The sequence below is a fragment of the Paenibacillus sp. GCM10023250 genome (assembly GCF_042653205.1).
GTDB lineage: Bacteria > Bacillota > Bacilli > Paenibacillales > Paenibacillaceae > Paenibacillus_Z.
In genome coordinates this window covers 68789-92494 of the sequence record NZ_JBHSHY010000023.1, presented here as the reverse complement: position 1 = coordinate 92494, position 23706 = coordinate 68789, and the positions used below count along the sequence as shown (strand labels likewise).

At 64.4% G+C, this 23706-nt stretch carries 24 protein-coding genes; 11 read left to right on the top strand and 13 right to left on the bottom strand.

Annotated features, from left to right (window positions below; translation table 11 throughout):
• Positions 1–97: 97 nt before the first annotated feature.
• Positions 98–517 (bottom strand): GNAT family N-acetyltransferase, encoded by a 420-nt coding sequence (locus ACFPB1_RS17955; RefSeq protein WP_379227483.1) that lies wholly within the window; start codon positions 515–517, stop codon positions 98–100.
• A 221-nt stretch (positions 518–738) separates the two neighbouring features.
• On the opposite strand from ACFPB1_RS17955, the gene ACFPB1_RS17950 reads away from it, so the two are divergent.
• The 7 genes from ACFPB1_RS17950 to ACFPB1_RS17920 all read left to right on the top strand — a co-directional run bounded on the left by ACFPB1_RS17950 (position 739) and on the right by ACFPB1_RS17920 (position 7143).
• Positions 739–1554 (top strand): PPK2 family polyphosphate kinase, encoded by an 816-nt coding sequence (locus ACFPB1_RS17950; protein ID WP_379227482.1) that lies wholly within the window; start codon positions 739–741, stop codon positions 1552–1554.
• A 492-nt stretch (positions 1555–2046) separates the two neighbouring features.
• Complete coding sequence (ilvA, locus tag ACFPB1_RS17945) at positions 2047–3318, top strand: threonine ammonia-lyase IlvA (protein ID WP_379227481.1); 1272 nt, start codon at positions 2047–2049, stop codon at positions 3316–3318.
• A 203-nt stretch (positions 3319–3521) separates the two neighbouring features.
• The gene (locus ACFPB1_RS17940) at positions 3522–4658 is read left to right on the top strand and encodes an MGDG synthase family glycosyltransferase (RefSeq protein WP_379227480.1); all 1137 of its coding nucleotides are present in this window, start codon (positions 3522–3524) and stop codon (positions 4656–4658) included.
• Positions 4659–4708: 50 nt separating this feature from the next.
• Entirely contained in the window at positions 4709–5899 is a 1191-nt protein-coding gene (locus tag ACFPB1_RS17935) for an MFS transporter (protein WP_379227479.1), read from the top strand.
• A gap of 30 nt (positions 5900–5929) precedes the next feature.
• Positions 5930–6535 carry a TVP38/TMEM64 family protein gene (locus tag ACFPB1_RS17930; protein WP_379227478.1) on the top strand — a complete coding sequence of 202 codons (606 nt, stop codon included), beginning with the start codon at positions 5930–5932 and terminating at the stop codon, positions 6533–6535.
• A gap of 132 nt (positions 6536–6667) precedes the next feature.
• Positions 6668–6814, top strand: coding sequence for a hypothetical protein (locus tag ACFPB1_RS17925; RefSeq protein WP_379227477.1), 147 nt, complete (start codon positions 6668–6670; stop codon positions 6812–6814).
• 35 nt (positions 6815–6849) lie between these two features.
• Positions 6850–7143 carry a transposase gene (locus ACFPB1_RS17920; RefSeq protein WP_379227476.1) on the top strand — a complete coding sequence of 98 codons (294 nt, stop codon included), beginning with the start codon at positions 6850–6852 and terminating at the stop codon, positions 7141–7143.
• Between the two features lie 83 nt (positions 7144–7226).
• Here the strand turns inward: ACFPB1_RS17920 and ACFPB1_RS17915 are convergent, their stop codons facing one another.
• The 9 genes from ACFPB1_RS17915 to ACFPB1_RS17875 all read right to left on the bottom strand — a co-directional run bounded on the left by ACFPB1_RS17915 (position 7227) and on the right by ACFPB1_RS17875 (position 16571).
• Complete coding sequence (locus ACFPB1_RS17915; RefSeq protein WP_379227475.1) at positions 7227–8117, bottom strand: helix-turn-helix transcriptional regulator; 891 nt, start codon at positions 8115–8117, stop codon at positions 7227–7229.
• Between the two features lie 180 nt (positions 8118–8297).
• Positions 8298–9347, bottom strand: coding sequence for a substrate-binding domain-containing protein (locus tag ACFPB1_RS17910; RefSeq protein ID WP_379227474.1), 1050 nt, complete (start codon positions 9345–9347; stop codon positions 8298–8300).
• Between the two features lie 24 nt (positions 9348–9371).
• Positions 9372–9842, bottom strand: a complete 471-nt coding sequence (locus tag ACFPB1_RS17905) for a hypothetical protein (protein WP_379227473.1) — start codon at positions 9840–9842, stop codon at positions 9372–9374.
• Between the two features lie 5 nt (positions 9843–9847).
• Positions 9848–10159 (bottom strand): hypothetical protein, encoded by a 312-nt coding sequence (locus ACFPB1_RS17900; RefSeq protein WP_208850858.1) that lies wholly within the window; start codon positions 10157–10159, stop codon positions 9848–9850.
• Positions 10156–11181 carry an ABC transporter ATP-binding protein gene (locus ACFPB1_RS17895; RefSeq protein WP_379227489.1) on the bottom strand — a complete coding sequence of 342 codons (1026 nt, stop codon included), beginning with the start codon at positions 11179–11181 and terminating at the stop codon, positions 10156–10158. The genes ACFPB1_RS17900 and ACFPB1_RS17895 overlap by 4 nt, the downstream gene beginning before the upstream one ends.
• A 35-nt stretch (positions 11182–11216) precedes the next feature.
• On the bottom strand, positions 11217–12290 hold the full coding sequence (locus tag ACFPB1_RS17890) for an ABC transporter ATP-binding protein (RefSeq protein ID WP_379227472.1): 1074 nt from the start codon (positions 12288–12290) through the stop codon (positions 11217–11219).
• Between the two features lie 12 nt (positions 12291–12302).
• Complete coding sequence (locus ACFPB1_RS17885; protein ID WP_240546571.1) at positions 12303–13469, bottom strand: ABC transporter permease; 1167 nt, start codon at positions 13467–13469, stop codon at positions 12303–12305.
• On the bottom strand, positions 13466–14464 hold the full coding sequence (locus tag ACFPB1_RS17880) for an ABC transporter permease (RefSeq protein ID WP_208850856.1): 999 nt from the start codon (positions 14462–14464) through the stop codon (positions 13466–13468). The genes ACFPB1_RS17885 and ACFPB1_RS17880 overlap by 4 nt, the downstream gene beginning before the upstream one ends.
• Before the next feature lie 88 nt (positions 14465–14552).
• Positions 14553–16571, bottom strand: a complete 2019-nt coding sequence (locus ACFPB1_RS17875) for an ABC transporter substrate-binding protein (RefSeq protein ID WP_379227471.1) — start codon at positions 16569–16571, stop codon at positions 14553–14555.
• 462 nt (positions 16572–17033) lie between these two features.
• On the opposite strand from ACFPB1_RS17875, the gene ACFPB1_RS17870 reads away from it, so the two are divergent.
• Together ACFPB1_RS17870 and ACFPB1_RS17865 are read left to right on the top strand one after the other, a co-directional pair.
• Positions 17034–17177 (top strand): hypothetical protein, encoded by a 144-nt coding sequence (locus ACFPB1_RS17870; RefSeq protein WP_379227470.1) that lies wholly within the window; start codon positions 17034–17036, stop codon positions 17175–17177.
• 8 nt (positions 17178–17185) lie between these two features.
• Positions 17186–17872, top strand: coding sequence for a phytanoyl-CoA dioxygenase family protein (locus ACFPB1_RS17865; RefSeq protein ID WP_379227469.1), 687 nt, complete (start codon positions 17186–17188; stop codon positions 17870–17872).
• A 192-nt stretch (positions 17873–18064) separates the two neighbouring features.
• Here ACFPB1_RS17865 and ACFPB1_RS17860 read toward each other — a convergent pair whose 3' ends face one another.
• The 3 genes from ACFPB1_RS17860 to ACFPB1_RS17850 all read right to left on the bottom strand — a co-directional run bounded on the left by ACFPB1_RS17860 (position 18065) and on the right by ACFPB1_RS17850 (position 22297).
• A complete protein-coding gene (locus ACFPB1_RS17860; RefSeq protein WP_379227468.1) occupies positions 18065–19120 on the bottom strand; it encodes an FUSC family protein in 1056 nt (351 codons plus the stop codon).
• Positions 19117–20262: a DNA alkylation repair protein gene (locus tag ACFPB1_RS17855; RefSeq protein ID WP_379227467.1), complete on the bottom strand. Its 1146-nt coding sequence runs from the start codon at positions 20260–20262 to the stop codon at positions 19117–19119. The genes ACFPB1_RS17860 and ACFPB1_RS17855 overlap by 4 nt, the downstream gene beginning before the upstream one ends.
• A 232-nt stretch (positions 20263–20494) precedes the next feature.
• A complete protein-coding gene (locus ACFPB1_RS17850) occupies positions 20495–22297 on the bottom strand; it encodes an ATP-binding protein (RefSeq protein WP_379227466.1) in 1803 nt (600 codons plus the stop codon).
• 171 nt (positions 22298–22468) lie between these two features.
• On the opposite strand from ACFPB1_RS17850, the gene mscL reads away from it, so the two are divergent.
• Complete coding sequence (gene mscL, locus ACFPB1_RS17845; protein WP_379227465.1) at positions 22469–22963, top strand: large conductance mechanosensitive channel protein MscL; 495 nt, start codon at positions 22469–22471, stop codon at positions 22961–22963.
• Positions 22964–22965: 2 nt separating this feature from the next.
• The gene (locus ACFPB1_RS17840; protein WP_379227464.1) at positions 22966–23667 is read left to right on the top strand and encodes an NUDIX hydrolase; all 702 of its coding nucleotides are present in this window, start codon (positions 22966–22968) and stop codon (positions 23665–23667) included.
• Positions 23668–23706 lie beyond the last annotated feature (39 nt).

Here is a 23706-nt window from a genome sequence, read left to right as displayed (position 1 = left end):
TGTCTTCGTCCTCCTCAAGTTGAATGTCCCGCCTGCCGCGGCATTGCCGCCCGGCGCTTGTCTCTTCCTTCTTCCTTCGCGGACGCCTCTCGTCCGGTCAAGTATCGGCCGAATACAGCAGGATGCCCTCCCGCTTCTCCCAGCCCGACCAGGCCCAGAAGCCCTGCCCGAGCTCATTGCTCTCGAGCACGAACAGGTGGCACTTGCCGATGCCCGCTTCCCGCAGCTTCGCGAGGGCGAGCCGGGCGAGCGTTCCGCCGATGCCCCTGCCGCGCATGCCGGGTGCCACGGCGGCATGGTAGAGGAAGCCCCTGCGGCCGTCATGGCCGCACAGCACCGTGCCTGCCAGCCGCTCGCCCTCGGCGCAGACGAAGCTGAGGCCCGGATTGCGCCGCAGAAATGCTTCGATTTGCTCCCGCTCGTCGGAAGCGCTCAGCACCATGCCTTCGGTAGCGGCCCAGAGCGCGAAGCTCGCATCGTAATCGTCCATCGTCATTGCCCGGTACGCCAAGTCCACAGCCGTTTCACTCCCAGATGTTCGTCATGCCCGAAATCGAACCGGTAGACGTCCGAGCCGGCGCGCCGCCCCTTCCCGGTCCGCGGGCATGGCGGAACGATTTCTAGTATAATCCATTTTAACACAGCGTTTCGCGTTTGCAGACGACGGATTTTTCCGCCGGGCAGGCGCTGCCGCGAGGCAAGAGAAGCGCATTTCGGACGACGTAAAGGAGAATGCCCATGTTGGACAACTACCGGCTGAACGGCAAGAAGGGCGCGTCCCTCGCGGATTTCGCCCCCGAGGATACCGCAGGCATCGGCGGCAAAGACGAGATCGAGGCCGAATTCGACGCGCTCAAGGACAAGCTGAAGGAGCATCAGGAGAAGCTGTTCGCGAGCAAGTCGAACGGCGTGCTCATTGTGTTCCAGGGTATGGACTGCAGCGGGAAGGACGGCGTCATCAAGAAGGTGCTCGCCGGGCTGAACCCGCAGGGCTTCCGGGCGGAGAGCTTCAAGAAGCCGACGGCCGACGAGTCGGCGCACGATTTCCTGTGGCGCGCGCACAAGGTCGCCCCGGCCAAAGGCGCGATCGTCGCCTTCAACCGGTCGTACTACGAGGACGTGCTCGTCACGCGCGTGCACGGGGCCGTCGACGACAAGGAAGCGGAGCGGCGGCTCAAGCACATCCGCCATTTCGAGAACATGCTGACCGACGGCGGCATCGCCATCGTCAAAATTTTCCTCCACATCTCCCCGGACTTCCAGTTAAGAAAAATCCGCGAGCGAATGGAGAATCCCGAGAAGCTGTGGAAGTTCGACCCCGCCGACCTAGAAGAACGGCGGTATTGGAAAGCGTACGCCAAAGCCTACGAGCAGGCGTTCCGGGCGACCGCGACCAAACGCAACCCGTGGTACGTCGTCCCGGCGAACAACCGCTGGTTCCGCGACTATCTCGTGCTCCGCATCGTGGAATCCAAGCTCGGCTCGCTCGGATTGTCGTATCCACAGGTCGACCTGTCGCCGTTCCGGGATCTCGCCGGCGACGCGGACGCGTAACAGCGGGGGCCGAAGCGGGTCGGCGGCGGCCGAGGCGGACGTTCCCGGGGCCTGTCTTATTTTTGCCGTTGACATTTACCCGGCCGGAGGGGTATAACAAATATAATTCATTCCCGACATCGCCACATTCGCAGAAGGGAACACGCGCTCCGCGCATCAGGCAATCCCCAGAGAGTCGGTGCCCGCTGAAAGCCGACGATTGCCCGCCGTTGCCGCATCCTCCCCGAGAAGCCGCGCCGAAACGCAAGCCTCCGTCAGACGAACGGGGCCGGTAAGCGCGGACGGTATCCGCCGTTACCCGGAGCGCGTATGATCGTACGCGGCAAAGAGCCGTCGATCGGGCATAAGGGCGTCAATCGCCATGCCGGACGGAAGCAGGGTGGTAACGCGAGGCAATCTCGTCCCTTATCGGGGACGGGATTTTTTTATGTTCCGGCGGTGGTCCGCCGGAGCGATACATTGAATCCAATTCGAGCAAAGGGGACGGTTCCCATGGGACACGAACGAAATTACGAAGCGCTGACGGTCGGACTGACGGAGATCGCCCAGGCGCAGATGCATGTGAAGGAAGTGGCCGCGCGCACGCCGCTGCAGCAGAACCGCGTGCTGTCCGCGCGCTACGGCTGCAACGTCCTGCTGAAGCGCGAGGACCTGCAGGTCGTCCGCTCCTTCAAGCTGCGGGGCGCCTACCATCTCATTAAATCGCTCCCGCCGGAGCGGCTCATGCGCGGCGTCATCTGCGCGAGCGCCGGCAACCACGCGCAGGGCGTCGCGTACTCCTGCCACGCGCTCGGCATCCCCGGCAAGATCTTCATGCCGAGCACGACGCCGCGGCAGAAGGTCAACCAGGTCAAGTTTTTCGGCGGCCCCGACGTGGAGATCGTCCTGACCGGCGACACGTTCGACGACGCCTTCCGGGAAGCGATGGAGGCGAGCCGCAAGGACGATCTGGCCTTCATCCATCCGTTCGACGATCCGCGGATCATCGCCGGCAACGGCACGATCGGCAAGGAAATCATGGAGGCGGTCGAGACCGCGCCGGACTTCGTCTTCGTCACGATCGGCGGCGGCGGGCTCGCGGCAGGTGTCGCCGCGTACATCAAAGCCGTCTCGCCCGCCACGCGGCTGATCGGCGTGGAGCCGGAGGGCGCGCCGTCGATGCGCGTCTCGCTGGACGCCGGCGAAGTCGTGCCGCTCGGGGCGATCGACAAGTTCGTCGACGGCGCGGCGGTGATGCGCGTCGGCGACCTGACGTTCCGCATGTGCCGCGAGCTGCTCGACGATATCGTCCTCGTGCCCGAAGGCAAGGCATGCACGACGATGCTCGACTTGTACAACGAGAACGCCATCGTCGCGGAGCCGGCCGGCGCCCTGCCGATCGCCGCGCTCGACCTGTACCGCGACCAGATCGCGGGCAAGACCGTCGTTTGCGTCGTGAGCGGCGGCAACAACGACGTCGACCGGATGCAGGAGATCAAGGAGCGCTCGCTCGTATTCGAAGGGCTGAAGCATTACTTCATGGTCAGCTTCCCGCAGCGGGCCGGCGCCCTGCGCGAATTCCTCGACGAGGTGCTCGGGCCGGACGACGACATCACCCGCTTCGAGTACACCAAGAAGCATAACAAGGACAATGGCCCCGCGCTCGTCGGCATCGAGCTGAAGCAGCGCTGCGACTACGAGCCGCTCATCGCCCGCATGAACCAGAAGGGCCTCAGCTACCTCGAGCTGAATAAGGACCCCGTGCTGTTCAACCTGCTGATCTGAACGGGCGAACACCTCGGCCGGTGCCCCTTTCCGCCAACGACGCTGCGTCCTACGCCCTTGTTCCTCCTTAACGGCCAAGCCTTGAAACGCCCGTCCGTCGCGCGTTTCAAGGCTTTTTCCTATTCCTTACAATCACTTCATACACCGCTAACGGCCCTGTGACATTCCGGCGCTATCCTTGCCTGTAGGGAGGTGCGTTCGCAATGAAGATCATGATTCTGTACGCCTCTTACGGCGACGGGCATTTGCAGGCCGCGCGCGCGATCGGCGAAGCGATCGAAGACCGGGGGCTCGGCGAGCCCGTGCTCGTCGACCTGCTCGCCGAAGCGCATCCGTGGATCAACGCCATGACACGGCATGTCTATCAGAAGAGCTACTCGCTCATCCCCGGCTTGTATGGCTGGCTGTACGACCGGACCAAGCCCATGAAGCACGACTCCGTCTTCGCCAACTGGCTCCACTCATTCGGCCGCGAGCGGCTGCGCCGGATCTTGCTCGGCCAGCGCCCAGATGCCGTGATCCATACCTTCCCCCTGCTCGCCATGCCCGCGCTCAAGAAACGCATCGGCCTTCGCATCCCGACCTGCACCGTCGTGACGGATTTCGACCTGCACCGCCGCTGGGTCCATCCCGACATCGACCGCTATTACGTGCCGACCGGCGACATGAAGCACGAGCTGCAAGCGCTCGGCATCCCCGAACGCCGCGTCTGCGTCAGCGGCATTCCGATCAGGCGCGGCTTCCGCGCGGCGGCGGCCGATCCCTCGGCGCGCGAGCGTTACGGCTTCCGCGCCGGCAGCCCCGTCGTGCTCGTCATGGCCGGCGCGCAGGCGGCCGCGGCCGCGGTCCAGGCTATGATTTCCCCGCTATTAGGGTATCCTGATCTTACCGTTGCCGTCGTGTGCGGGCGCAACGAAGCGCTGGCAGCGGCCCTCCCGGAGACGGCCGCGGAAGCCTGCGCGAGCGGGCGGCTGCGCGTCTTCGGCTACGTCGAGCGGATGCACGAGCTCATGGCGCTCTCCGCCTGCATCGTCACGAAGCCCGGCGGCGTCACGCTCGCGGAATCGCTGTCGCTCGGCCTGCCGATCTTCGCCTACCAGCCCGTACCGGGCCAAGAACGGAACAACGCGCGCTACCTGGCCGGCCAATCCGCCGCCCGCCTGATCCATACGCCGGATGAGCTGGCTCGGGGCATCGCGGCGCTGATCCGTGATCCCGTCGTGCTTGCGCAGCATCGCGCCAGAGCCCGGAAGCTCCAGCGCAAGGACGCGGCCGAGTCCGTCGCCTTGGATTTTTGTTCCAGCTTGCATATAATGGAGAGGACGTCCGTCCGGCTATAATCGCCCAGGCATGGGAGAAACCATTTCGGGATTCCGACGTACAAGGGGTTGTGACCGTCATCAAACCAAGTCGTTTCAGCCGCGAAATCATGTTGTTCTCCGTCATTCTGCTGTTCGTCGAATTCATCCGCGGCGCCGCGCTCATCAGCTTTCTGCCCATTTACGGGGAGAAGACGCTCGGGCTGTCGCTCGACATTATCGGCATCGCCATCACGGCCCATTATCTGACGGACACCGTGCTCAAAATCTTCATCGGATACCTGCTCGACCGCTTCTCCATCCGCTTCGTCGTCCATACCGGGCTGCTCATCTCCATTGCCGGCATTCTGCTGCTTCCGATCGCGGATGAGCCTTGGCTGTTCATCTTGGCTTCGGCCTTGTACGGCGTCGGCATCTCGCCGATCTGGATCGTCTGCCTGACCAAAGTCACGGGCGAGCGGCGGGCGATGCAAATGGGGTATTTCTATACGGTTTGGTTCATCGGCATCGGCGCCGGGCCGATCGCCTGCAATCTGCTTTTGGACGTCAGCCGGACGGCGGCCTATTATCTGATTCTCGGCATCGCCGTGCTCAGCTGGCTGTTCTCGCTGCTGCTCACGAGCGGCCGGGCGTCCGGCGTCGCGCCGACGCTTCCGCTCAGCGAGCAGTTCGCCATCCTGCGGGAGCGGCTGCGCCATATGCGGCTGCTGCTTCCCGGCATGGTGCTGCAGACGATGGGCGCGGGCATGCTCGTGCCCATCCTCCCCAGCTTCGCGGAAGACAAGCTCGGCATGAACGGCTCGCAGTATTCGCTGCTGCTGCTGGCGGGCGGTGCTTGCACTGTCATCAGCCTCATGCCGCTCGGCCGTCTGTCGGACATGCTCGGCGGCAAGAAGTGGTTCCTCGTCCTCGGCTTCGTGCTGATCGGCGGGGGGTTGTACTTGCTCTCCATGGCGCCGCCGATCTGGATCTGCATCGCGCTGACCGGCTTGCTCGGGCTCTCCTACGCCACGCTGCTGCCGGCCTGGAACGCGCTGCTCGCCAATTACGTGCCGCCGAAGCAGCAAGGGCTCGGCTGGGGCATCTTCTCCACCGTCGAAGGGATCGGCGGCATGGTCGGCCCCGTGGTGGGCGGCACGCTCGCGCTGTGGCAGAGCCAAGCCCACGTGCTCTTATACTGCGGCATCATGTATGCCGCGATCGGCTTTTTTTATATTTGGTTTCCGTTCCGCGCGTTTCACGATCCCAAGACGCCCGGCTGACGGGCCCACACGATACAGGGGGACCAAGGAATGGAATTGATCGACAACTGGCTCCAAGAGCTCAAGGGCATGGATTTGGAGCATTTGCAGCGGACGCTCGAGAGCTACTCCGCCTTCGGTCCGCTCCCCGGCATCCTCCTGCCGCTCGCGGAATCGTTCATTCCGGTGCTGCCGCTGCTCGTCTTCGTGGCGGCCAACGCCAATATTTACGGCCTGTTCCTCGGCTCGCTCTACTCGTGGATCGGCGTCTGCAGCGGCTCCCTGCTGCTGTTCTGGCTCTCGCGCAAGCTCGGCGGCCATTTCGGCGGCTGGCTGCGCAGGCGCTTCCCGCGCACGGGCAAGCTGCTCGGCTTCGTGGAGCGCAAAGGATTCACGCCGATCTTCCTCTTCGCCTGCTTTCCCTTCTCGCCGTCCGCGCTCATTAACGTCATCTCCGGCCTGAGCGGCATCTCGTTCCGCTCCTTCGCCCTCGCCATCCTGCTCGGCAAAGCCGTCATGATCTTCGCCGTGTCGCTGCTCAGCTTCAACATCGGCGACCTGCTCGAACAGCCGTGGCGGATCCTGCTCGCGCTCGTGCTGCTCGTCGTCATGTGGTTCGGCGGCAAGCGGCTGGAAGCCCGGTATCAGATGAAGTAGCCCGCAAGGAAGCGGCCGCCCCATGTTGAACACGATCACGGCTGGCGGCCGGCGTCGCACATAGTTTGCGCGCCGCCGTGGCACACTGAAGGTGGGTCATCATGACTTATCCGATCAGGAGGACGATGCGTTATGTCAGGCGAACATCCTTCCCATCTGCAGCGCGCCGCCAGCCGGGCGCAGTCCAAGGCGGACCGCAGCGGCGGCCAAGGCAAGGATTCGGCGAGCAAAGCCCAATCCGAAGCTGACCGCGCTGCCGTGCCGAAGCACGGCCTGTAGGCCGCGGACGCGATTGACATCAGGAGGCGATCGATATGAGCGAACAACAACGGCATTTCGAAATGGAACCCATGTCCGGCGAGCCGGTCGAGGTGGACGGCGTCTACAAGAACGAATGGGGCCGCGAGGAGAAGCTGAGCCGCGGCGACATCTTCCCTGCCGATCCGCAACTCGGCACGACGGAATGGGAGCTCGCGCAGCTCGATTTCGAGAATCACCATGAAGGCACGACGGACGTGCGGCTCGTGGCCAAGAAGGAGACGAGCTCGCTCGAGGCGCATCTGCAGCATCCGCGCCGCCATCCGAAGGACACGAAGGAAACGAACTGACGCCAAAACGCCCTTGCACGCCGGCCGAGCCGGTCTGGTGCAAGGGCGTTCTTCGTCGTTTAGGGCGCAAGCGGCGGCCAAGCTCAGGACTTGGCGGCCAGCAGTTGAACCAGGGTGGCCGGATTCTGCTTGAATTCGCTCGGCGAGAGGCCCGTCGCTTTCTTAAAGCTGCTGCTGAAATAATGGATGCTGGCATAGCCCAGGCTCTCGGCGATCTGTTCGACCGGCTCGCCCTTGAGCAGCGCCGTCTTGGCCTGCCGGACCCGCTCCGCGATCAGGTACTCCTTCGGATTTTGCCCGACCTCCTGGAAGAACAGGCCCGTAAAATAGCTCGGATGGTAACCGCACATCTCGGCGAGCCGGCACACCGTCCACTTGGCGCCGGGATTGTCCCGGATCGCGGCAAGCGCGGGCTCGATCTTGCTGACCGGCGCGCCGTTAGGCTGGCGGGCGAGCTGGCGGATGAGCAGCACGAGCAGCTCCATCAGCATTGCGCGCAGCAAAAAATAATTGCCGGCCGCTTCGTCATGGTATTCCTTGACCATCCGGAGCATGAGGGCATCCAGCCCGCCCGTCGGGAAATGCGGGGGAAGCTCCACTTCGCCCACGCCGGGCACGAAGATGCCGCAGCTTTCGGGACGCGTCATCAGCGCGCCTGCCGGCACGTTCTGGATGCGGTACGCGGGATGCACCGGCGCCGGAGACGTCTCGTGCCAGGAGAAGTGGAAGCTGAAATATTCGGTCGGCTGCTCGGCGGACAGATCATGGGGACTGTTTGGCCCATAGAGGACGCTCTCGCCCGGACGGATCCGGTAGGTTTGCCTGCCCAGCTTCAGCAGCGCTTCCCCGGACACGACCGAGAAGATCTGCCAATCCGGAATCGTCCGCGGCCCCCAGCGGTCCCCCGCCCGCGCCCGGTCGCGGCTCGCGAAATTCAATCTCGGCGTCAAATCCATCAAGTTCCCCATATGCATGAACGGTCGCCTCCCGATAAGAATCCATGCCCTAAGCCCGGTCGGGGCTTCGTATTAGCCTGGCATCGTGCGTACCCAAACGTTCATTGGCAGCTTGGCGAAGCTGATCCCCGATGGCGAAGCTGATCCTCCCCTGCATCGGCGAGCCCGCCGTTCCTTGGACGTGCCTCAAAGCCTCCGTTACGCGCGGCCGGAAGGCGGCAGCACCGATTGGCGATGAATGATCCGGCAAGGGAGCAGCGCCGACGGCGCGTCGTCGTCGCCGAGCGCCATCCGGACCGCCTGCCTGCCCATCTCCGCGAACGGCTGCACCACGCTGCTCGGCGGCACGACCAGATACGGCGACGAATCCACTTCCCCCATGACGAACAGCGAGAGGTCCCGCGGAATGCGGACGCCGGCCTTCATCGCCCAGCCGAGCACGGCCAAGCCCGACGTGTAATCCGCGGCGAACACGGCGCTGCACGCGGGATGTCCGCCCATCCAGCGGCCAAGCAGCGCTTCGGCGTCCGCCGGCTTCTCGGGGCGGTACACCATCCAGTCCGCGTCGGGCTTCAGGCCGTATTCGGTCAGCGCCAGCTCGTACCCGCGCGCCTTCTGCTCGTAGTTTGCCATGCCGCGCCGCAGCCCGAACAGCAGGATGCGGCGGTGTCCGGCGGCGAGCAGCTGCCCGACCGCCCGGCGCGTCCCTTCCCGCGTATCGGAGCTGACCCACCGCCCGCCGGGCTCGCGGAATTCGGAGCCGAGCACGACGAACCGCTCTCCGCGCGAGACCGACTTGGCCAGCTCGGGATAATCCGCCGCCCCCGGCGTGATGACGATCCGGCCGTCGAGTCCGCCCAGGTCATGGAGCCGCCCCGGTTCCCGCATGCCGGTAAATTCCGCGTGCACGCCGCTTTCGCCCGCCGCCTCGTGAATGCCCTGCATCAATTTCAGCACGGAATGGTAGACGCTCTCGGTAAAGCTGCACAGCAGCACGGACAGCGTGCGGACCGGGCCTGCCCGCCCGGGAGCCGCGGGGCTGACGAACGTCCCCTTCCCCTTCTCGGCGTACAGCATGCCTTCGAGAATCAATTCCTGGATGGCGCGGTTGACCGTCGCCCAGCTGCAGCCGTATTGCTCCGTGAGCTTCCAGCGTCCCGGCAGCAGCACGTGGGGAAGGAGCTGCCCGTCGCGGATCAGCCGTTGAATGTCGCGTTTGATCGTCAGGTAGTGCGGCACTTCTCCCATCGGGTCCTCCTCATCTTCTCGAAGCTAACGATCCGCCGGATCCGATCGGGCCGCCCGCCGCGCGCGGGCGATGCGGCAGCCCGCGTACAGCAGGACGGCCGCCGCCGCCTCGAGGACGACCGGCAGCAGCGAACGGAAAGTGGCCGCCTCGCCGAGCGGATAGCGGATCGCTTGGCTGCACGCCAGCAGCCCCAGCAGCAGCGCGAGCAGCTGCAGGATCCGGTCGGACAGCCGGCCGCGGAGCGCGCTCCGGTACAGCAGATGCTGCATCAAGAAGACGCCGGCGAGCCACGCCAGGCCGAAGCCGATGAACGCGAACGACTTGATCGCGCTCCACGACCACGTGCTGACGCCGCCCGCGACGAGCGCGATCTCGATCGCCCGCTGCAGCGACAGCCATAGGAACAGGGCGAGCAGCGACGGCGCGAGGACGAGCAGCCAGGACAGAAAGCCGGCGCTGGCCCTGCGCTTCTCTTGTCTCAGATAAGGATCCATGCGCGCTATTCCTTTCCGGACGTTCCGGCTTGCTCCAGCCTGGCCAGCAGTAGCGCGCGGGTCTCTTCGCCGTCGACCAGCCGCGTCTTGCGGACGTAAGCCGCCAGCCGCCTGACCCGCTTCTCCGCGTCCGCGGGCCGGGCGGCCCCGTCCGTCCAGGCCTGCGGCAGCTTGCCGGTGTCCAAGATTTCTTCCAGCAGCCGGTGCTTCCGCCCGATCAGGCGATTGACCGCGAAGCGGACGAACGCCGCCGTGCCGAGCAGGAAGCCGATCAACGCCGCGACGTAGAGCAGGATCGCGCCGAGGAGGGGGCTCATAATTCGAGCGCTCCCTGCAGCGTCAATTCGTCGGCGAGATGGCAGGCGACGAAGTGATCCTCGCCGACTCTTCGCCATTCCGGCTTCTGAAGCCTGCACGTCTCCTGCGCGTACGGACAGCGCGGGTGAAAATAACAGCCCGACGGCGGCTTCGCGGGATTGGCGACCTCGCCCTGCAGCACGATCCGCTCGGACTTCCGGCGCGGATCCGGCACCGGCTTGGCGGACAGCAACGCCTCCGTATACGGATGGCGCGGCCGCCGGAACAGCTCCGCGGTCCGACCCGTCTCCACCATCCGCCCGACGTACATGACGCCGACCCGGTCGGAGATATGCTGAATGACGCCCAAGTCGTGCGAGATGAACAAGTAGCTAAGGTCGAGCTGCCGCTGCAAATCCTGCAGCAGGTTCAAGATCTGGGCTTGCACGGACACGTCCAGCGCGCTGACCGCCTCGTCGCAGACGACGAACCGCGGATTCGTCGCGAGCGCGCGGGCGATGCCGATCCGCTGGCGCTGGCCGCCGCTGAACGCGTGCGGATACCGGTCCATGTGGCGGCTGTTCAGCCCGACCAGCTCGATGAGCTGGCGGACCCGGCTCCGCAGCTCTTCGCCGTGCGCGATCCCGTTGCAGATCAGCGGCTCCGCCACGATGTTGTACACGGTCATCCGGGGATTGAGGGACGAATAGGGATCCTGGAAGATCAGCTGGATGTCCCGGCGGAGCTTGCGCATACGTTTGTTGTCCAGACTGTTGAGGTCGCTGACGCGGCCTTCCCGGTCCTTGAACAGCGTCGCCCCTTCCGTCGGCTCGATGGCCCGCAGCACGCAGCGGCCGAGCGTCGTCTTGCCGCAGCCGGATTCGCCGACGAGCCCGAACGTCTCGCCTTCGCGGATATAGAAGCTCACGTCGTCGACCGCCTTGACGTAGCCTTCCGTCCGCTGGAGAAAGCCTTTCCGGATCGGAAAATATTTTTTCAACGATTGGACGTTCAAAATGACGTCGCCTTGCCCGGCCCCCATGTTAGCCCGGCCTCCGAGATCGGCCTCGCGCACGCTCATTGTCCCGCACCTCCTCCGGTCGTATCGTCTTCGGCGAACAGACAGCGCACGTAATGATTGTCCTTCACCTTGATCAGCGGAATGTCCGCGACGTTGCACGCCCCCGCCTGCGCCTTCGGGCAGCGGGAGTAGAACCCGCAGCCCGCCGGAAGGTTCATCGGGTACGGCACCGAGCCTTCGATCGATTCGAGCCGCGCGTTCCGGTGCGCGACGGACGGAATCGAATGCAGCAGCGCCTTCGTGTACGGATGGCGCGGGCCGTAGAACAGCGTATCGACGTCCGTGTATTCGACGACTTTGCCGAGATACATGACCGCCACCTCGTCGGACATTTCCGCGATGACGCCGAGATCGTGCGTGATGAAGACGACCGACGTGCCGAGCTTCTCCTTCAGCCGGTTGATCAGCATCAGCACCTGGGCCTGCACGGTCACGTCCAGCGCCGTCGTCGGTTCGTCCGCGATCAGGATCTTCGGGTGCGAGGCGAGCGCCATGGCGATCATCGCGCGCTGGCGCATGCCGCCGGACAGCTGATGGGGATATTCGTCCAGCCGCTGCTTCGGGTTCGACATGCCGACGCTGGCGAGCGTCTCGAGCGCGATCTCCCGCGCCTCCTTCTTGTCGTTCGTCCGGTGCAGCAGGATGGCCTCCATGATCTGGTTGCCGATGGTGTGGATCGGCGAGAACGCCTTCATCGGCTCTTGGAAAATCATCGCGATCTCCCCGCCCCGGACGCTCCGGATCTCCTTGCCGTCCCCGTCCAGCTTCGCCAGATCGACGAACTCCGCCTTCGCCTCGCCGCCCCCGCGCTTAAGCAGAATTTCCCCCTCCACGCGGCCCGGCTTCGGCACGATCCGCAGCAGCGCCTGCGACGTCACGCTCTTGCCGCAGCCGCTCTCGCCGACGATGCCCAGCGTTTTGCCCTTGCGGATGAGCAGGTCCACGCCGTCAACGGATTTGAGCCTGCCTTCGTCCAAATGGAAATGCACCTTCAGGCCGGTCGCCTGCAAAATGACGTCGTCGTCCTCGATCGAGCCGGCCAGCGGCCGGTTCGGCAGCTCGATGCTCATCGCACGGCCTCCTTATTTGTAGGGATCGGCCGCGTCGCGGAGCCCGTCTCCCAAGAAATTGAACATCAACACGGTCACGACGATCAGCGCCGCCGGCCAGAGCAGCCAAGGATGGTGGGCCAGCGTCTCGAGATTTTGCGAATCCTGCAGCAGCACGCCCCAGCTGACGACCGGCGGGGCCAGGCCGATCCCGAGGAAGCTGAGCGCCGTCTCGCCGAGAATCGTCGCCGGGATGGACAGCGTCACCGTCACGATCGTGTAGCTGGCGAACGACGGCAGCAGATGCTTGCGGATGATCCGCAGATCGCTCGCGCCGGCGAGCCGCGCCGCCATCGTGAAGTCCTCTTCGCGCAGCGACAGAATCTTGCCCCGCACGACGCGCGCCAGCCCCGTCCAGCCGATGATCGAGAAGATGATGACCATGCCGAAGTAGATTTCCAGCGCCGACCAGTCGCGCGGCAGCGCGGCGGACATCGCCATCCACAGCGGAATCGTCGGAATGCAGATCAGCAGGTCGATCGTCCGCTGCACGATCGTATCGGTCACGCCCCCGAGATAGCCCGACAGGCCGCCGAGCAGCAGTCCGAGGATCAGCGTCAGCACGATGCCCAGCACCCCGAAGGAAAGCGAGATCCGGCCGCCGTAGATCATCCGGGACAGCAGGTCGCGTCCGAGATCGTCCGTCCCGGCGAGAAACAACGGGGCGCGGACGTCCTTCGTCCCGAAGAGGTGGATGTCCGTCTTGAACAGCCCCCACATCGTATATTCCCGTCCCTTGACGAAGAAGTGGAGGTAATACTTCTTGGACGTATCGGGCTGGAACGTCCGGAGGAACGTCTCCTGGTTGACGCTCATTTTCATGTCGTAGACGAACGGACGCAGGCTGAAGCCGGATTCCTTGCTGTAGAAATGGATCGCCTGCGGAGGCGCGTTCTTATAGGCGGTGTACCGGTCGAGCGGCAGATGCGGCGACAGGAATTCGCAGAACAGCGCGGACAGGTAGAACAGGACGAGCACGACGGCCGCGGCCATGGCGATGCGGTGCTTCTTGAATTTCCACCACATCAGCTTCCACTGGGAAGCGACCTCGTACGCCTCGTCCGGCTCGGCCGTCTTCGGGACCTTGCCGAGGCGGAACCATCGTTTCTTCTCCGCTTTCGTCGGTACGGCGGTATTCAATCGGCAACCCCTCCAAACCGGATGCGCGGATCGAGCCACGCGAGCAGAATGTCGGATATCAGCGTGCCGACGACGGTCAGCACGCTCACGATCAGCAGGAAGCTGCCCGCGAGGTACATATCCTGGAACATGAGCGCCCGCAGCAGCACGGGCCCGGTCGTCGGCAGATTCATGACGATGGACACGATCGCTTCGCCGGAGATGAGCGCGGGCAGCGTCCACCCGATGGTGCTGATAAGCGGATTGATCGCCATGCGGACCGGATACTTGAACAGCAGCTTCTTGCTCTCGACCCCTTTGGCGCGGGCGGTGATGACGTATTGCTTCGAAAGCTCGTCGAGCAGCATGCCCCGCATGACGCGGATCAGGCCGGCCGTGCCGGACATGCCGATGATCACGACGGGCAGCACCAGCCGCGGAAGCATATCCATCACCTTCGCCATGCTCCACGGCGCGTCCACGTATTCCGGCGAGAACAGGCCGCTTAGCGAGACGCCCGTCGTGGCGAACACGAAGTACAACACGACCAGCGCGATCAGGAAGCCGGGAACGGCGAGCCCGATGAAGCCGATGAACGTGAACACGTAATCGAGAATCGAATACTGCCGCACGGCGGAGTAGATGCCGATCGGAATCGCGACGATCCAGACGAAGATCAGCGAGACGACCGAAATGACCATCGTCAGCATCAGCCGGCCGCCGAGCACCTCGGATACCGGCTGGTTCCATTGAAAGGAACGGCCCAGGTCGCCGTTCACGACGATGTTTTTGATCCAGATGAGGTATTGGACGATGAACGGCTGATCCAGCCCGTACTGCCGCTGCAAATTCAGGATCGTGCCGGCGTCGACCTTCGTGCCGGACAGCTCCAGCTGCTGGATGTACGTGGACAGAAAATCGCCGGGCGGCAGCTGGATGATGAAGAACACGATGATGCTGATCGCGATCAGCAGCGGGATCAGCTGCAGCACCCGGTAGCCGATGTAATGGAGCATGCGCTCCCTCCTCTCGGGAATGGCTCAAACGGCAGCGCCCAGGCGGCAAAGACGCTGCCGTTGCTCCTGGGCGATGCCGAGCCTGGGCTTACTTGCCGAAGAACAGCTGCTCGCCGGCGTAATCGGTCGCGACCGCAAGCGCGTTCTCGTTGCCGACGTTGCGCAGCTTCGCGTTCACGATGAGCGGCTGCTTGACGTTCTGAAGCGGTACGATGAAGTAGAATTTGTCGCCGAGCGCTTTTTTGATCTCATTGTCGACGATCGCCTTGGCGTCCTTCGGATTGGCGACGTTCGCCTTTGCCAGGCTCTGGTAGAACGCCGCGACGTCGTCCGGCGGCTTGACGCCTTTCTTGCCTCCGGAGGTATTGTACAGGTTCCAGGCCGGCCCCCAGATGCCCTGACCCCAATCGCCGTAATACCACATCGGGTCGGCCGCCCAGATGATGGTCGCCTTCAGCTCGTTCGCCTCGTTGCGCTTGCCCCACAGCGTCCCGTCGATCTTCTTCATCGTGACGTCGAGGCCGAGCTGCTTCCACATCTCGACGACGAGCTCGGTCATCGGCACGATGTCGGGCGCCTGCGCGCCGACTTCGAGCGGAATCGTGAACTTCTTGCCGTCCGGTCCGGCCCGGAAGCCGTCGGAGCCCTTCTTCATCCCCATCTCGTCGAGCAGCTTGTTGGCTTCGTCCACGTTGTACGTGGAATCCTGCCAGCTGTTCTTCTCCGCGAACCCGTAATAGATGGAGTCGATGATCTCGTCGCGGTCGAGCGCGAGGCTGAGCGCCTTGCGGAACCGCACGTCGTTCACGACCTGCGACCAGTTCTTGTCGCTGCTGCTGAGATTCAGGAAGATGTCCGTCGGCGACACGTGAAGATTGCTGAGCAGCGCCTTGAAGCCCTTGCTCTCGTTCTCGCGGTACAGCGGCATCTTGACCAGGGACGCCGATTCGCGGGAGAAGTCGACCTCGCCGGCGATCGTCTTCAGCGTGACCATCTCGATGTCCTGAACGAGCGTGCTTTGGATTTTATCGATGTACGGGAGCTGGTTGCCCGCGGAGTCGACCTTGAAATAATACGGGTTGCGCTCGAAGGTCGCCGTCGTGTTCGTCTTCTTCGTCATCATCCACGGATAGAGCACCGGGAAGCCGATGGCTCTGGGCTTCGTGAGATCCCAGTTCGTGACGTCCACGTCATTGAAGAGATTCACCCACTCGCCCTTCTTGAATCCGGCCTTCTTGATCTCCGGCTCCAGCTTGGCGAGCTCCGTATACTTGGTGTGGTAGTTCTTCAGAAAATGCGCCGGCTTCAGCAGGTCGGTGTACCCCCGCCAGCCCTGGACCGCCAGGCTGAGCAGGAAGCCGCCGTACGGCTGGTCGAAGCTGAGCTTGAAGGTGTACTCGTCGATCAGCTCGAACGCGAACGGCTTGCCGTTCGGATCGCCGCCGCCGTTCAGCCACGCGGGGAAGATCGGCGTCAGCTCCTTATTCATCAGCACGTCCTCGACGGTGAACCGGACGTCCTCGGTCGTGACCGGCTGGCCGTCCGACCACTTGAGGCCCTTGCGCATATGGAACGTGAAGCTCTTCTCGTCGCTGCTCATCTCGTAGCTCTTCAGGACGTTGCCCGTGACCTCTTCGCCGAGCAGGCCCGGCGTGTTCAGCAGCGCCTCGTCGTTCATGATGAAGACGTCCGCGTCCCAGTCGACGACCGACGTGACCGTGCGCAGGGTGCCGCCATACGTGCCAATCTCGTAGTTCAGCAGGCTGCTGGGCATTTCATTCGTGATCTTGTAGTCCTCGGGCAGACGGTCCTTGAGCGGAACCGCGAAGCTGCCTAGCCCCGGCGACTGCTGGAACGCGGTCGGCTTGGCGTCTTCCGCCGGCGCGGCGCCTCCGTCCGCCGGCGCCGCGGCATCGGCGCCGTTCTCCGGCTTCGCGTCGCCGGCATTCGCGTTCGTGCCGCCGGCGTTGCCTTCCTGGGAGCCGTCGTTAATGGCTCCGATCTCCGCGCCTCCGCCGCCTCCGCTTTCGCACGCGCTCAATGCGGCGGACAGGATCAGCGCGGCCGCGCACAGCAGCGCGAGCGATCTGTGCTTCTTCTTTCTCATAGGCATCCTCCGACCGTTAAATTTGGCGAACCCGCTGGCTTTCCAACACGTAATAGAAAACGCTTACATCAGTAATGACGGACGACCGGTCCGCGTATATATATACGTTTGCGCATGGTTGCGGAGCGACCGGGGGAAACCGAACGAACCGACGAACCCTCCCCTTTGTCAGGCGCGCCTCCTCGGCGCGTTCCCGTATTGGTCTCGTGAGGCGTTGTTCCATCGCAAGGATGATTGCGCTTTCATCATACTAACGCGCCTCCCGCTTGTATTTAGAAAAAAAGAAGGTTTATTTGCGTTTTTCCCAGATTTCTTGACGTTCGACAGAATCGGGGGCGATTCGACCCCGCGATATGGGAAAATCGCAAAACTGCCTGGCATTCTGCTAAATACATCCGGATGAAGGCTTAGTATGCTGGGAATACGCGCAAGGCCAAATCAATCGTGAGAGGTGCAAATCGCATGCTGACGCAAAGCCAGATCGAAGAATTCGACCGCAACGGATTTCTGAAAGGGGAGATCGTGCTCGGCGAGGATGAAGTGGAGGCGCTGCGCCGGGAGCTGGACGACGTCATGGAGGGCCGAACGGTCAAGAAGCCCGTCTGAACCATAACATGCTGGGCGGAGGCTCGCTCTACGACAATATGAAAATGACCGTGAACGAGCGGGTCGTCCAGATCGTGAATATTTGGATGGCCAGCGACGCCTTCCTCCGGCACGCGGCCAACCCCCGCATCTGCGAAGAAGTCGCGCAGCTCTGCCGGACCGGCGAGCTCCGAATATGGCATGACCAGATCCAATACAAACCGCCGGTATCCGGGGGGCCGACGGGCTGGCACCAGGATCACCCGCTGTGGCCGATCATTCAGCCGGCCGACCTGGTCAGCGCGTGGGTGGCGCTCGACGATGCGGTCATCGAGAACGGCTGCATGTGGATGGTGCCGGGCAGCCATAAGTGGGGCAATCACCAGAAGCACCTGGCGAGCGACAAGGCGTTCAAGCCTTATCATAGACAGCCGGAGCTGCTGCCGCCGGGCGCGGTCGTCGAAGCGGTGCCGTTCGAAATCAAAAAAGGCCAGGTCGGGTATCACCACAGCCTGACCTGGCACGGCAGCCCGCATAACCGGTCCGCGCTGAAGCGCCGCGCGATCGCGGTCCACTACATGCCCGGCCATATCCGCTACGAGCCGCGCGCCGAGCATCCGATGCACGATTACGTGCGGGTGAAGCCGGGCGAGCTGCTGACCGGCGACGACTTCCCGCTCGTCTATACCGCGCCCTCCCGGGAGTCGGCCGGTTAATAAGCCTACGACAAGAGCCCGCCATTACGACAAGAGCCCGCCATGCTTGGCGGGCTCTTTTGTACGGTGCGGGAAAGCGCCTCCCAAGCGGGGGCAGCCCGCACGGCGCATGACAAAACCCGCGCTGCGCGCGGTCGGCAGGGCCGTTCGGCGCTGCCCGGATGCGGTCCCGGACGGCGGAGGCCGCGGCCCTCATGCCTCCGCTTCCTCCGCTTCCGCCGCCTCCGCCTCGCGGCGCTGCTGGACCTGATCCGCTACGCGGTCGAGCCGGCGCAGATGGTAGGCGTATTCCAGCATCGCCGACGCGACGAAGACGAGCCGCTTGTGTTCCTCGGGATCCCGGTGCAAGTAATCGCTCAGCTGCGCGATCAGCCGGTCCTCCCGTTCCTCCTCCGGCTCGATGGCGGCGTTCGCCTTCATCTTGCCTTCGAGCTTCAGCAGCAGATGCTCGTGGTACTTCGACAGCTCCTCGATCTGATGATCGAACCGCTGCGCCCACGTCTCCGCCCCCGAGACGGCGAAGTAGTGCTCTTCCACCGCCTCCAGCAGGTCCACGCCCTTATGCAGCGCCTTGATCTGATGCCGCGACAGAATCAGCTGCCGCGCGTTCGCCTGCTTGCGTCCCGGACGCAGCGGCCGCTCCTCCTCGAACAGCCGGTGCGCCTCGTCGAGCTTGCGCAGCTTGCCCTGCAGCTTCTCCTTCTCTTCGCGGTGCACGCTCTCCTTCATCTCGTTCGAGATCGCCATCCGCAGCAGCAGCGACAGCTGGTCGTGCGCGTCGTGCACCTGCGCGACGAACTGCTTGCGGGGCCGCGGCGGGAACACGAGGATGTTCACCACCAACGCCGCGGCCATCCCCGCCAGCACCATGAACAGCCGCTCGACCGCGAACTGCCAGCCCGCTTGATTGTTGGCCTCCATGACGGCGACCACGGTAACGAGCGTCAGGCCGACGGTACTCTCCATGCGCAGCCGGATGCAGACGAGAATGACGATGATGCACACCATGCCGAGGGCGATCGGCGTCTGTCCGAACAGCCGGACCGCGGCCAGCGCGAGCAGCGCGCCGAGCACGTTCGTCTGCACCTGCTCCACCACCTGCTGCCAGGAACGCGAGATGGACGGCTGAATCGTGAAGATCGCGGCGACCGCGGAAATAATCGGCGACGGGAAACCGAGCAGCGTGCTGATGTACACGGCCAGCGCCACGGCCAGCCCGGTCTTGACGACGCGCGCTCCGATCGTCATGCGTCACCGCTCCTTGCCGGGGCGGCGCTCGCCGCCTGCGCCGCATCCCGCAGCAGGACGGACGTCTCCGCGACCGCCGCGCCGTTCACGAGCAGCGCCAGCCGGTGCAGCCCCGCGTAATGCTTGCGCGTCGACAGGTCCTTCCAGTCGAGCCGCTTCTCGCCCTGGATGCCCGCTCCGGGCATCGCGCGCTTGTCGCCGAGCAGGAAGCGCTTCTCGGATATTTTGCCGCCGGACTTCACGTAGCCGACGGCGAGCTCTAGACGCAGCCGGACCGGACCGGCTCCCTCGTCCTTCAGCCGCAGCGCGTACCGCAGCTCCGTGCTGCCCCCGAGCTCAGCCTCGGGGCGCAGCGCCGCGATCTCGGCGGATGCGACGAGCTCCGCGGCCGCCGTCCCTTCGTAGCCGAACAGCGCCAGCGCCTCCGGATCGGCGGCGCCGACGAGCGAGCGGCAGCCCCGCCGGACGATCCAGTCCGTAAGCGGATGCTGCCCCATCCAGCGCGCGGCGATTGCCTTAACGACGTCCGGATGATCTTTGGCGATGTCATTTAGGTTGTTCGCCACGCTCTTGCGCACGTACAGGGACGGGTCGGCCTTCAACTGCTCCAGGATCGGCAGGATCGGCGACGGGTCGCGCTTGAACGGCGGCAGCGCCTGCGCCCACGGCAGCCGGGGCCGGCACCCTTCGCTGGCCAGCCGGCGGACGTGCTCATTGTCGTGCCGGGACCACGCCTCCATCCGCGCCATCGTCCGTTCGGGCTCCCGCAGGATGAACGGCCGGATCGCGAACTCCGCCGAGGACTGGACCGTGAAGCGCTCCAGCGCGGCCATCGACCGCTCCCAGTCCGCCAGGCCGTACATTTCAACGAAATCGGGAAAAAACAAATAAGGAAATCCGCTGCACCGGTCGCAGACGGCCAGCAGCACGTCCAGCGCTTCCGGATAATTCGGGGGCAGCGTCTCCCCGAGCGACGTCGTAATCCGCCGCATGCGGCCCTTCAGCTCCAGCTCCTCCCAGCCCGCGGCGGTCGCGCGCCGGACGAAGTCCTCCCCGGGGAAGGACGGCCAGGCGGATGCGACGATCGCCGCGAACTGCCGGAGAAACGGCAGATCATACATCGCTTTCAACGGTTCGGGCATGTTCTTCTCTCGCCTCCTTCCGCTATTATAGACGATCCGCGGGCGAAGATAAAAAGGCGCGGCGTCTCTGCATTCCTATACGCCGTTCGCGCGCCCTCCGCCCCTTCGGCGGCCGTTCCCGGCCATAGCGATACGGCCGCCAGTGCCGCCGCGGCGCGACAACGGCCGGCTTCGCGCCCGATGGCAACGAAAGCCGGCCGCCGGGTCGGGCGAACGGAACGACGGTTCAGGACTAGGACGCGCTCTCGTTGTCTTCGCGGAACCGGTGCAGCGGAATGACCTTGCCCCGGCCCCCCTCCTCGGCGCCGGACGGCGCCTGGTACGGCAGCAGGATGTCGAAGGTCGTCCCTTCCCCGATGCGGCTGCTGACCACGACGCTTCCCTGGTGGTTGTCCACGATCTTGTACGTCACCATGAGGCCGAGGCCCGTGCCCTTCTCCTTCGTCGTGTAGAACGGCTGCCCGATCTTCGCCAGCTGGTCCTCGGCGATGCCGGGCCCCCGGTCCGCGATCCGCACGACGATGCGCCCGTCCTCGTCGCGCATGCAGGCGACTTCGATGCTGCCGCCGTCGAGCATGACCTCGATCGCGTTTTTGATCACGTTGATGAACACCTGCTTGAGCTGGTTTTCCACGCCGTGCACCCACAGCGGCTCGTCGCCGAGATTCGCCTCGATGACGATGTCGTGCAGGATCGCCTGCGCCTCCAGCAAGGTCACCGTGTCCGCGATCAGCACGCGGATATCCTGATGCGACAGCTCGTAGATTTGCGGCTTGGACAGCATGAGCAGCTCGCTTACGATCGACTCGATGCGGGTCAGCTCCGATTTCATGATGTCGTAGTAATTCTTGCTGCTCCGGCCGGACGCGATCAGCTGCAGGAAGCCCTTAAGCGATGTCAGCGGATTGCGGATCTCGTGGGCGATGCCCGCGGCCAGCTGCCCGGCGACGTACAGCTTCTCGGAATTAATCAGCAGCTCCTCGTTCTTCTTCCGCTCCGAGATGTCCCGGATGATCACCTGCGTGACCGGCTGGCCCGACAGCCTCGTCACCGATTCGATGACCTCCGTATGCAGCGTCCTGCCCTGCACGGTGAACCAGTCCATCTCGACCGGCGACTGGCGCTCCTTCGGCCGCGGCGACTGCAGCAGATGCCGCATCTGCGCGTGGAACTCCGGCTGCAGGTGCAGGTAGATGCTGCGGCCGATCAGGTCGCGCCCGCTCTCGGCCTCGAACATGCGCAAGCCGGAGCGGTTGACGTATTCCCAATGCTCGCCGCGGATGACGGCGATCATGTCGATGGAATTCTCGACGAGCAGCTTGTAGCGCTCGTTGATGGACGTGTACCGGCGGTCCACGTAGCGCGCCACCAGGCTGAACGCGAAGATGACGAGCGTCGCGAGGCCGAGCACGATGGACAGCAGCCGCATGTAATCGTTCAGCCGGTCGGCGGTCAGGACGTAGCCGGCGTCGACGTTCGTGACCGCGCCGAGCCCGAACAGCTGCATGACCATGTCCGTCAGGCCGAGCAGCAGGCCGGGCACCAGCGGCGAACCGGCTTTGCGGTCGAACAGGTAGAGCGAGCCGGCCGTGCCGGCGAAGCCGAACAGAAACGTGAACAGCACGAAGCCCGGATCGACGCGGAACGATGCCGCCTGGTGGCCGAGCAGCGCCGTATACAGCACGAGATTCGCGCCGAGCGCCATGAGCAGGCTGCCGCCGAACAGCCGTACGCCGTACGCCGCCCGGGAGCCCAGCAGCCGGAACGAGCCGTACGTGCAGGCCATGATGCCGAACAGCTTGACCGCGCTCGTCCAGTCGACGGCGATCATCGAACCTGACGTCAGCAGGATGATGAAATGGCTGACCCACAGGCCGAGCGCGTAGACGAGCGCGCCGCTCAGCAGCCAGTACGGATGCATGGCCCGCAGCCGCTTGAACTGGCCGATCATGCTATAGAGGGTCATCGACGCGAATAAATGGATCGCCAAGGCGAGCAGGAGCATCATCCACTTATCGCCAATCCAAGGTTCCATCATGACGATTCTCCAATACTCCGAATAGTGGTTACGTCCTCACATTTCGACAGATTTCTAGATAATCCTTTTTTTCGCGACACGCTTTTGCCCGCCGGTCCGGGACCGGCAATTCGGGCTTGATGCGGACACGGCGTCCGCTATAATAAGACAAGTGGAAGGAGTGGAATCATGATCAAAAAAGTATTGAAAGAATTCAAGGAATTCGCCGTCCGCGGCAACGTGCTCGATCTCGCGGTCGGGGTCATCATCGGCGGCGCCTTCGGCAAGATCGTCACTTCGCTCGTGAACGACATCATCATGCCGCCGATCAGCCGGCTCCTCGGCAGCGTCAACCTGGTCGACCAATTCATACAAATATCGAAGCTGGACGAGCATCCGACGACGCTTGAGGCAGCGAAAGCGGGCTCCGTTACGGTCATCGCCTACGGCAATTTCCTCAACGTCGTGCTCGACTTCGCGATCGTCGCCTTCTGTATCTTCATGATCGTCAAGGGCGCGAACGCGCTGCGCCGCCTCGGACAGCCCGAAGCGGCCGCCCCGTCGGAGCCGACGGACAAGAGCTGCCCGTACTGCCTGTCCAAAATCCCGATCAAGGCGACGCGCTGCGCGCACTGCACGTCCCACCTCGAGGCCGAGCCCGAGCTTGAGGGAGGCTTGTCCTGACGATGGGCAAGGAACGGGATCCGCGGGACATGCGCGATGACGCCGGTCCAGCCGGCGCGGCAACTCCGGCCGGGGATGAGGAACGGTTCGATATCTACGACGAGCGCGGCGCCCATCTCGGCACCGCGCCCCGAAGCGAGGTGCATGCCCGCGGCCTCTGGCACCGGTCCATCCACTGCTGGCTGGCGCGGCGCGACGGCGGCCGGAAGCTCGTCCTGTTCCAGCAGCGGGCCGAAGGCAAGGATACGTTCCCGGGCCTGTTCGACATTACGGCGGCGGGCCATCTGGCCGCGGGCGAGACGATGCGGGACGCGGCGCGCGAGATCGAGGAGGAGCTCGGCTTCGCCGTGCCGTTCGAAGCGCTCATCCCGCTCGGCAAAGCCCGCAAGGAAGCGGCCGGCACCGCGAAGGGCCTCGCCTTCGTCGACCGCGAGATCAGCGGCGTGTACGGCTGCGTGTACGAGGGGCCGCTCTCCGCGCTCACGCTGCAGCGCGAGGAGGTGGCCGGCGTCTACGAGGCGGAGCTGGCGGACATGATCGCGCTGTTCGAGGGCCGGACGAACCGGGTGCGCGCGGCCGGCTTCCGCCTCGGCACGGACGGCGCGCCGGAGGACGCGGAAGCCGACGTCGAAGCCGCGAGCTTCGTGCCGCGGCCGGCTTCCTATTATAGCGGCGTGTTCCGCGACCTGCTGCTCCGTCTCTGAGCGGCGGTCCGGCACGCCAAGAAGGACCGCGAGCCGCGC

Coding starts and splice junctions, on each gene's coding strand:
- ACFPB1_RS17930 (WP_379227478.1), top strand. CDS start 5,930: ATGGAATTGATCGACAACTGGCTCCAAGAGCTCAAGGGCATGGATTTG.
- ACFPB1_RS17895 (WP_379227489.1), bottom strand. CDS start 11,181: ATGGGGGCCGGGCAAGGCGACGTCATTTTGAACGTCCAATCGTTGAAA.
- ACFPB1_RS17870 (WP_379227470.1), top strand. CDS start 17,034: ATGCTGACGCAAAGCCAGATCGAAGAATTCGACCGCAACGGATTTCTG.
- ACFPB1_RS17905 (WP_379227473.1), bottom strand. CDS start 9,842: ATGGATCCTTATCTGAGACAAGAGAAGCGCAGGGCCAGCGCCGGCTTT.
- mscL (WP_379227465.1), top strand. CDS start 22,469: ATGATCAAAAAAGTATTGAAAGAATTCAAGGAATTCGCCGTCCGCGGC.
- ACFPB1_RS17855 (WP_379227467.1), bottom strand. CDS start 20,262: ATGCCCGAACCGTTGAAAGCGATGTATGATCTGCCGTTTCTCCGGCAG.
- ACFPB1_RS17880 (WP_208850856.1), bottom strand. CDS start 14,464: ATGCTCCATTACATCGGCTACCGGGTGCTGCAGCTGATCCCGCTGCTG.
- ACFPB1_RS17865 (WP_379227469.1), top strand. CDS start 17,186: ATGCTGGGCGGAGGCTCGCTCTACGACAATATGAAAATGACCGTGAAC.
- ACFPB1_RS17850 (WP_379227466.1), bottom strand. CDS start 22,297: ATGGAACCTTGGATTGGCGATAAGTGGATGATGCTCCTGCTCGCCTTG.
- ACFPB1_RS17900 (WP_208850858.1), bottom strand. CDS start 10,159: ATGAGCCCCCTCCTCGGCGCGATCCTGCTCTACGTCGCGGCGTTGATC.
- ACFPB1_RS17875 (WP_379227471.1), bottom strand. CDS start 16,571: ATGAGAAAGAAGAAGCACAGATCGCTCGCGCTGCTGTGCGCGGCCGCG.
- ilvA (WP_379227481.1), top strand. CDS start 2,047: ATGGGACACGAACGAAATTACGAAGCGCTGACGGTCGGACTGACGGAG.
- ACFPB1_RS17925 (WP_379227477.1), top strand. CDS start 6,668: ATGTCAGGCGAACATCCTTCCCATCTGCAGCGCGCCGCCAGCCGGGCG.
- ACFPB1_RS17910 (WP_379227474.1), bottom strand. CDS start 9,347: ATGGGAGAAGTGCCGCACTACCTGACGATCAAACGCGACATTCAACGG.
- ACFPB1_RS17940 (WP_379227480.1), top strand. CDS start 3,522: ATGAAGATCATGATTCTGTACGCCTCTTACGGCGACGGGCATTTGCAG.
- ACFPB1_RS17915 (WP_379227475.1), bottom strand. CDS start 8,117: ATGCATATGGGGAACTTGATGGATTTGACGCCGAGATTGAATTTCGCG.
- ACFPB1_RS17890 (WP_379227472.1), bottom strand. CDS start 12,290: ATGAGCATCGAGCTGCCGAACCGGCCGCTGGCCGGCTCGATCGAGGAC.
- ACFPB1_RS17860 (WP_379227468.1), bottom strand. CDS start 19,120: ATGACGATCGGAGCGCGCGTCGTCAAGACCGGGCTGGCCGTGGCGCTG.
- ACFPB1_RS17840 (WP_379227464.1), top strand. CDS start 22,966: ATGGGCAAGGAACGGGATCCGCGGGACATGCGCGATGACGCCGGTCCA.
- ACFPB1_RS17950 (WP_379227482.1), top strand. CDS start 739: ATGTTGGACAACTACCGGCTGAACGGCAAGAAGGGCGCGTCCCTCGCG.
- ACFPB1_RS17920 (WP_379227476.1), top strand. CDS start 6,850: ATGAGCGAACAACAACGGCATTTCGAAATGGAACCCATGTCCGGCGAG.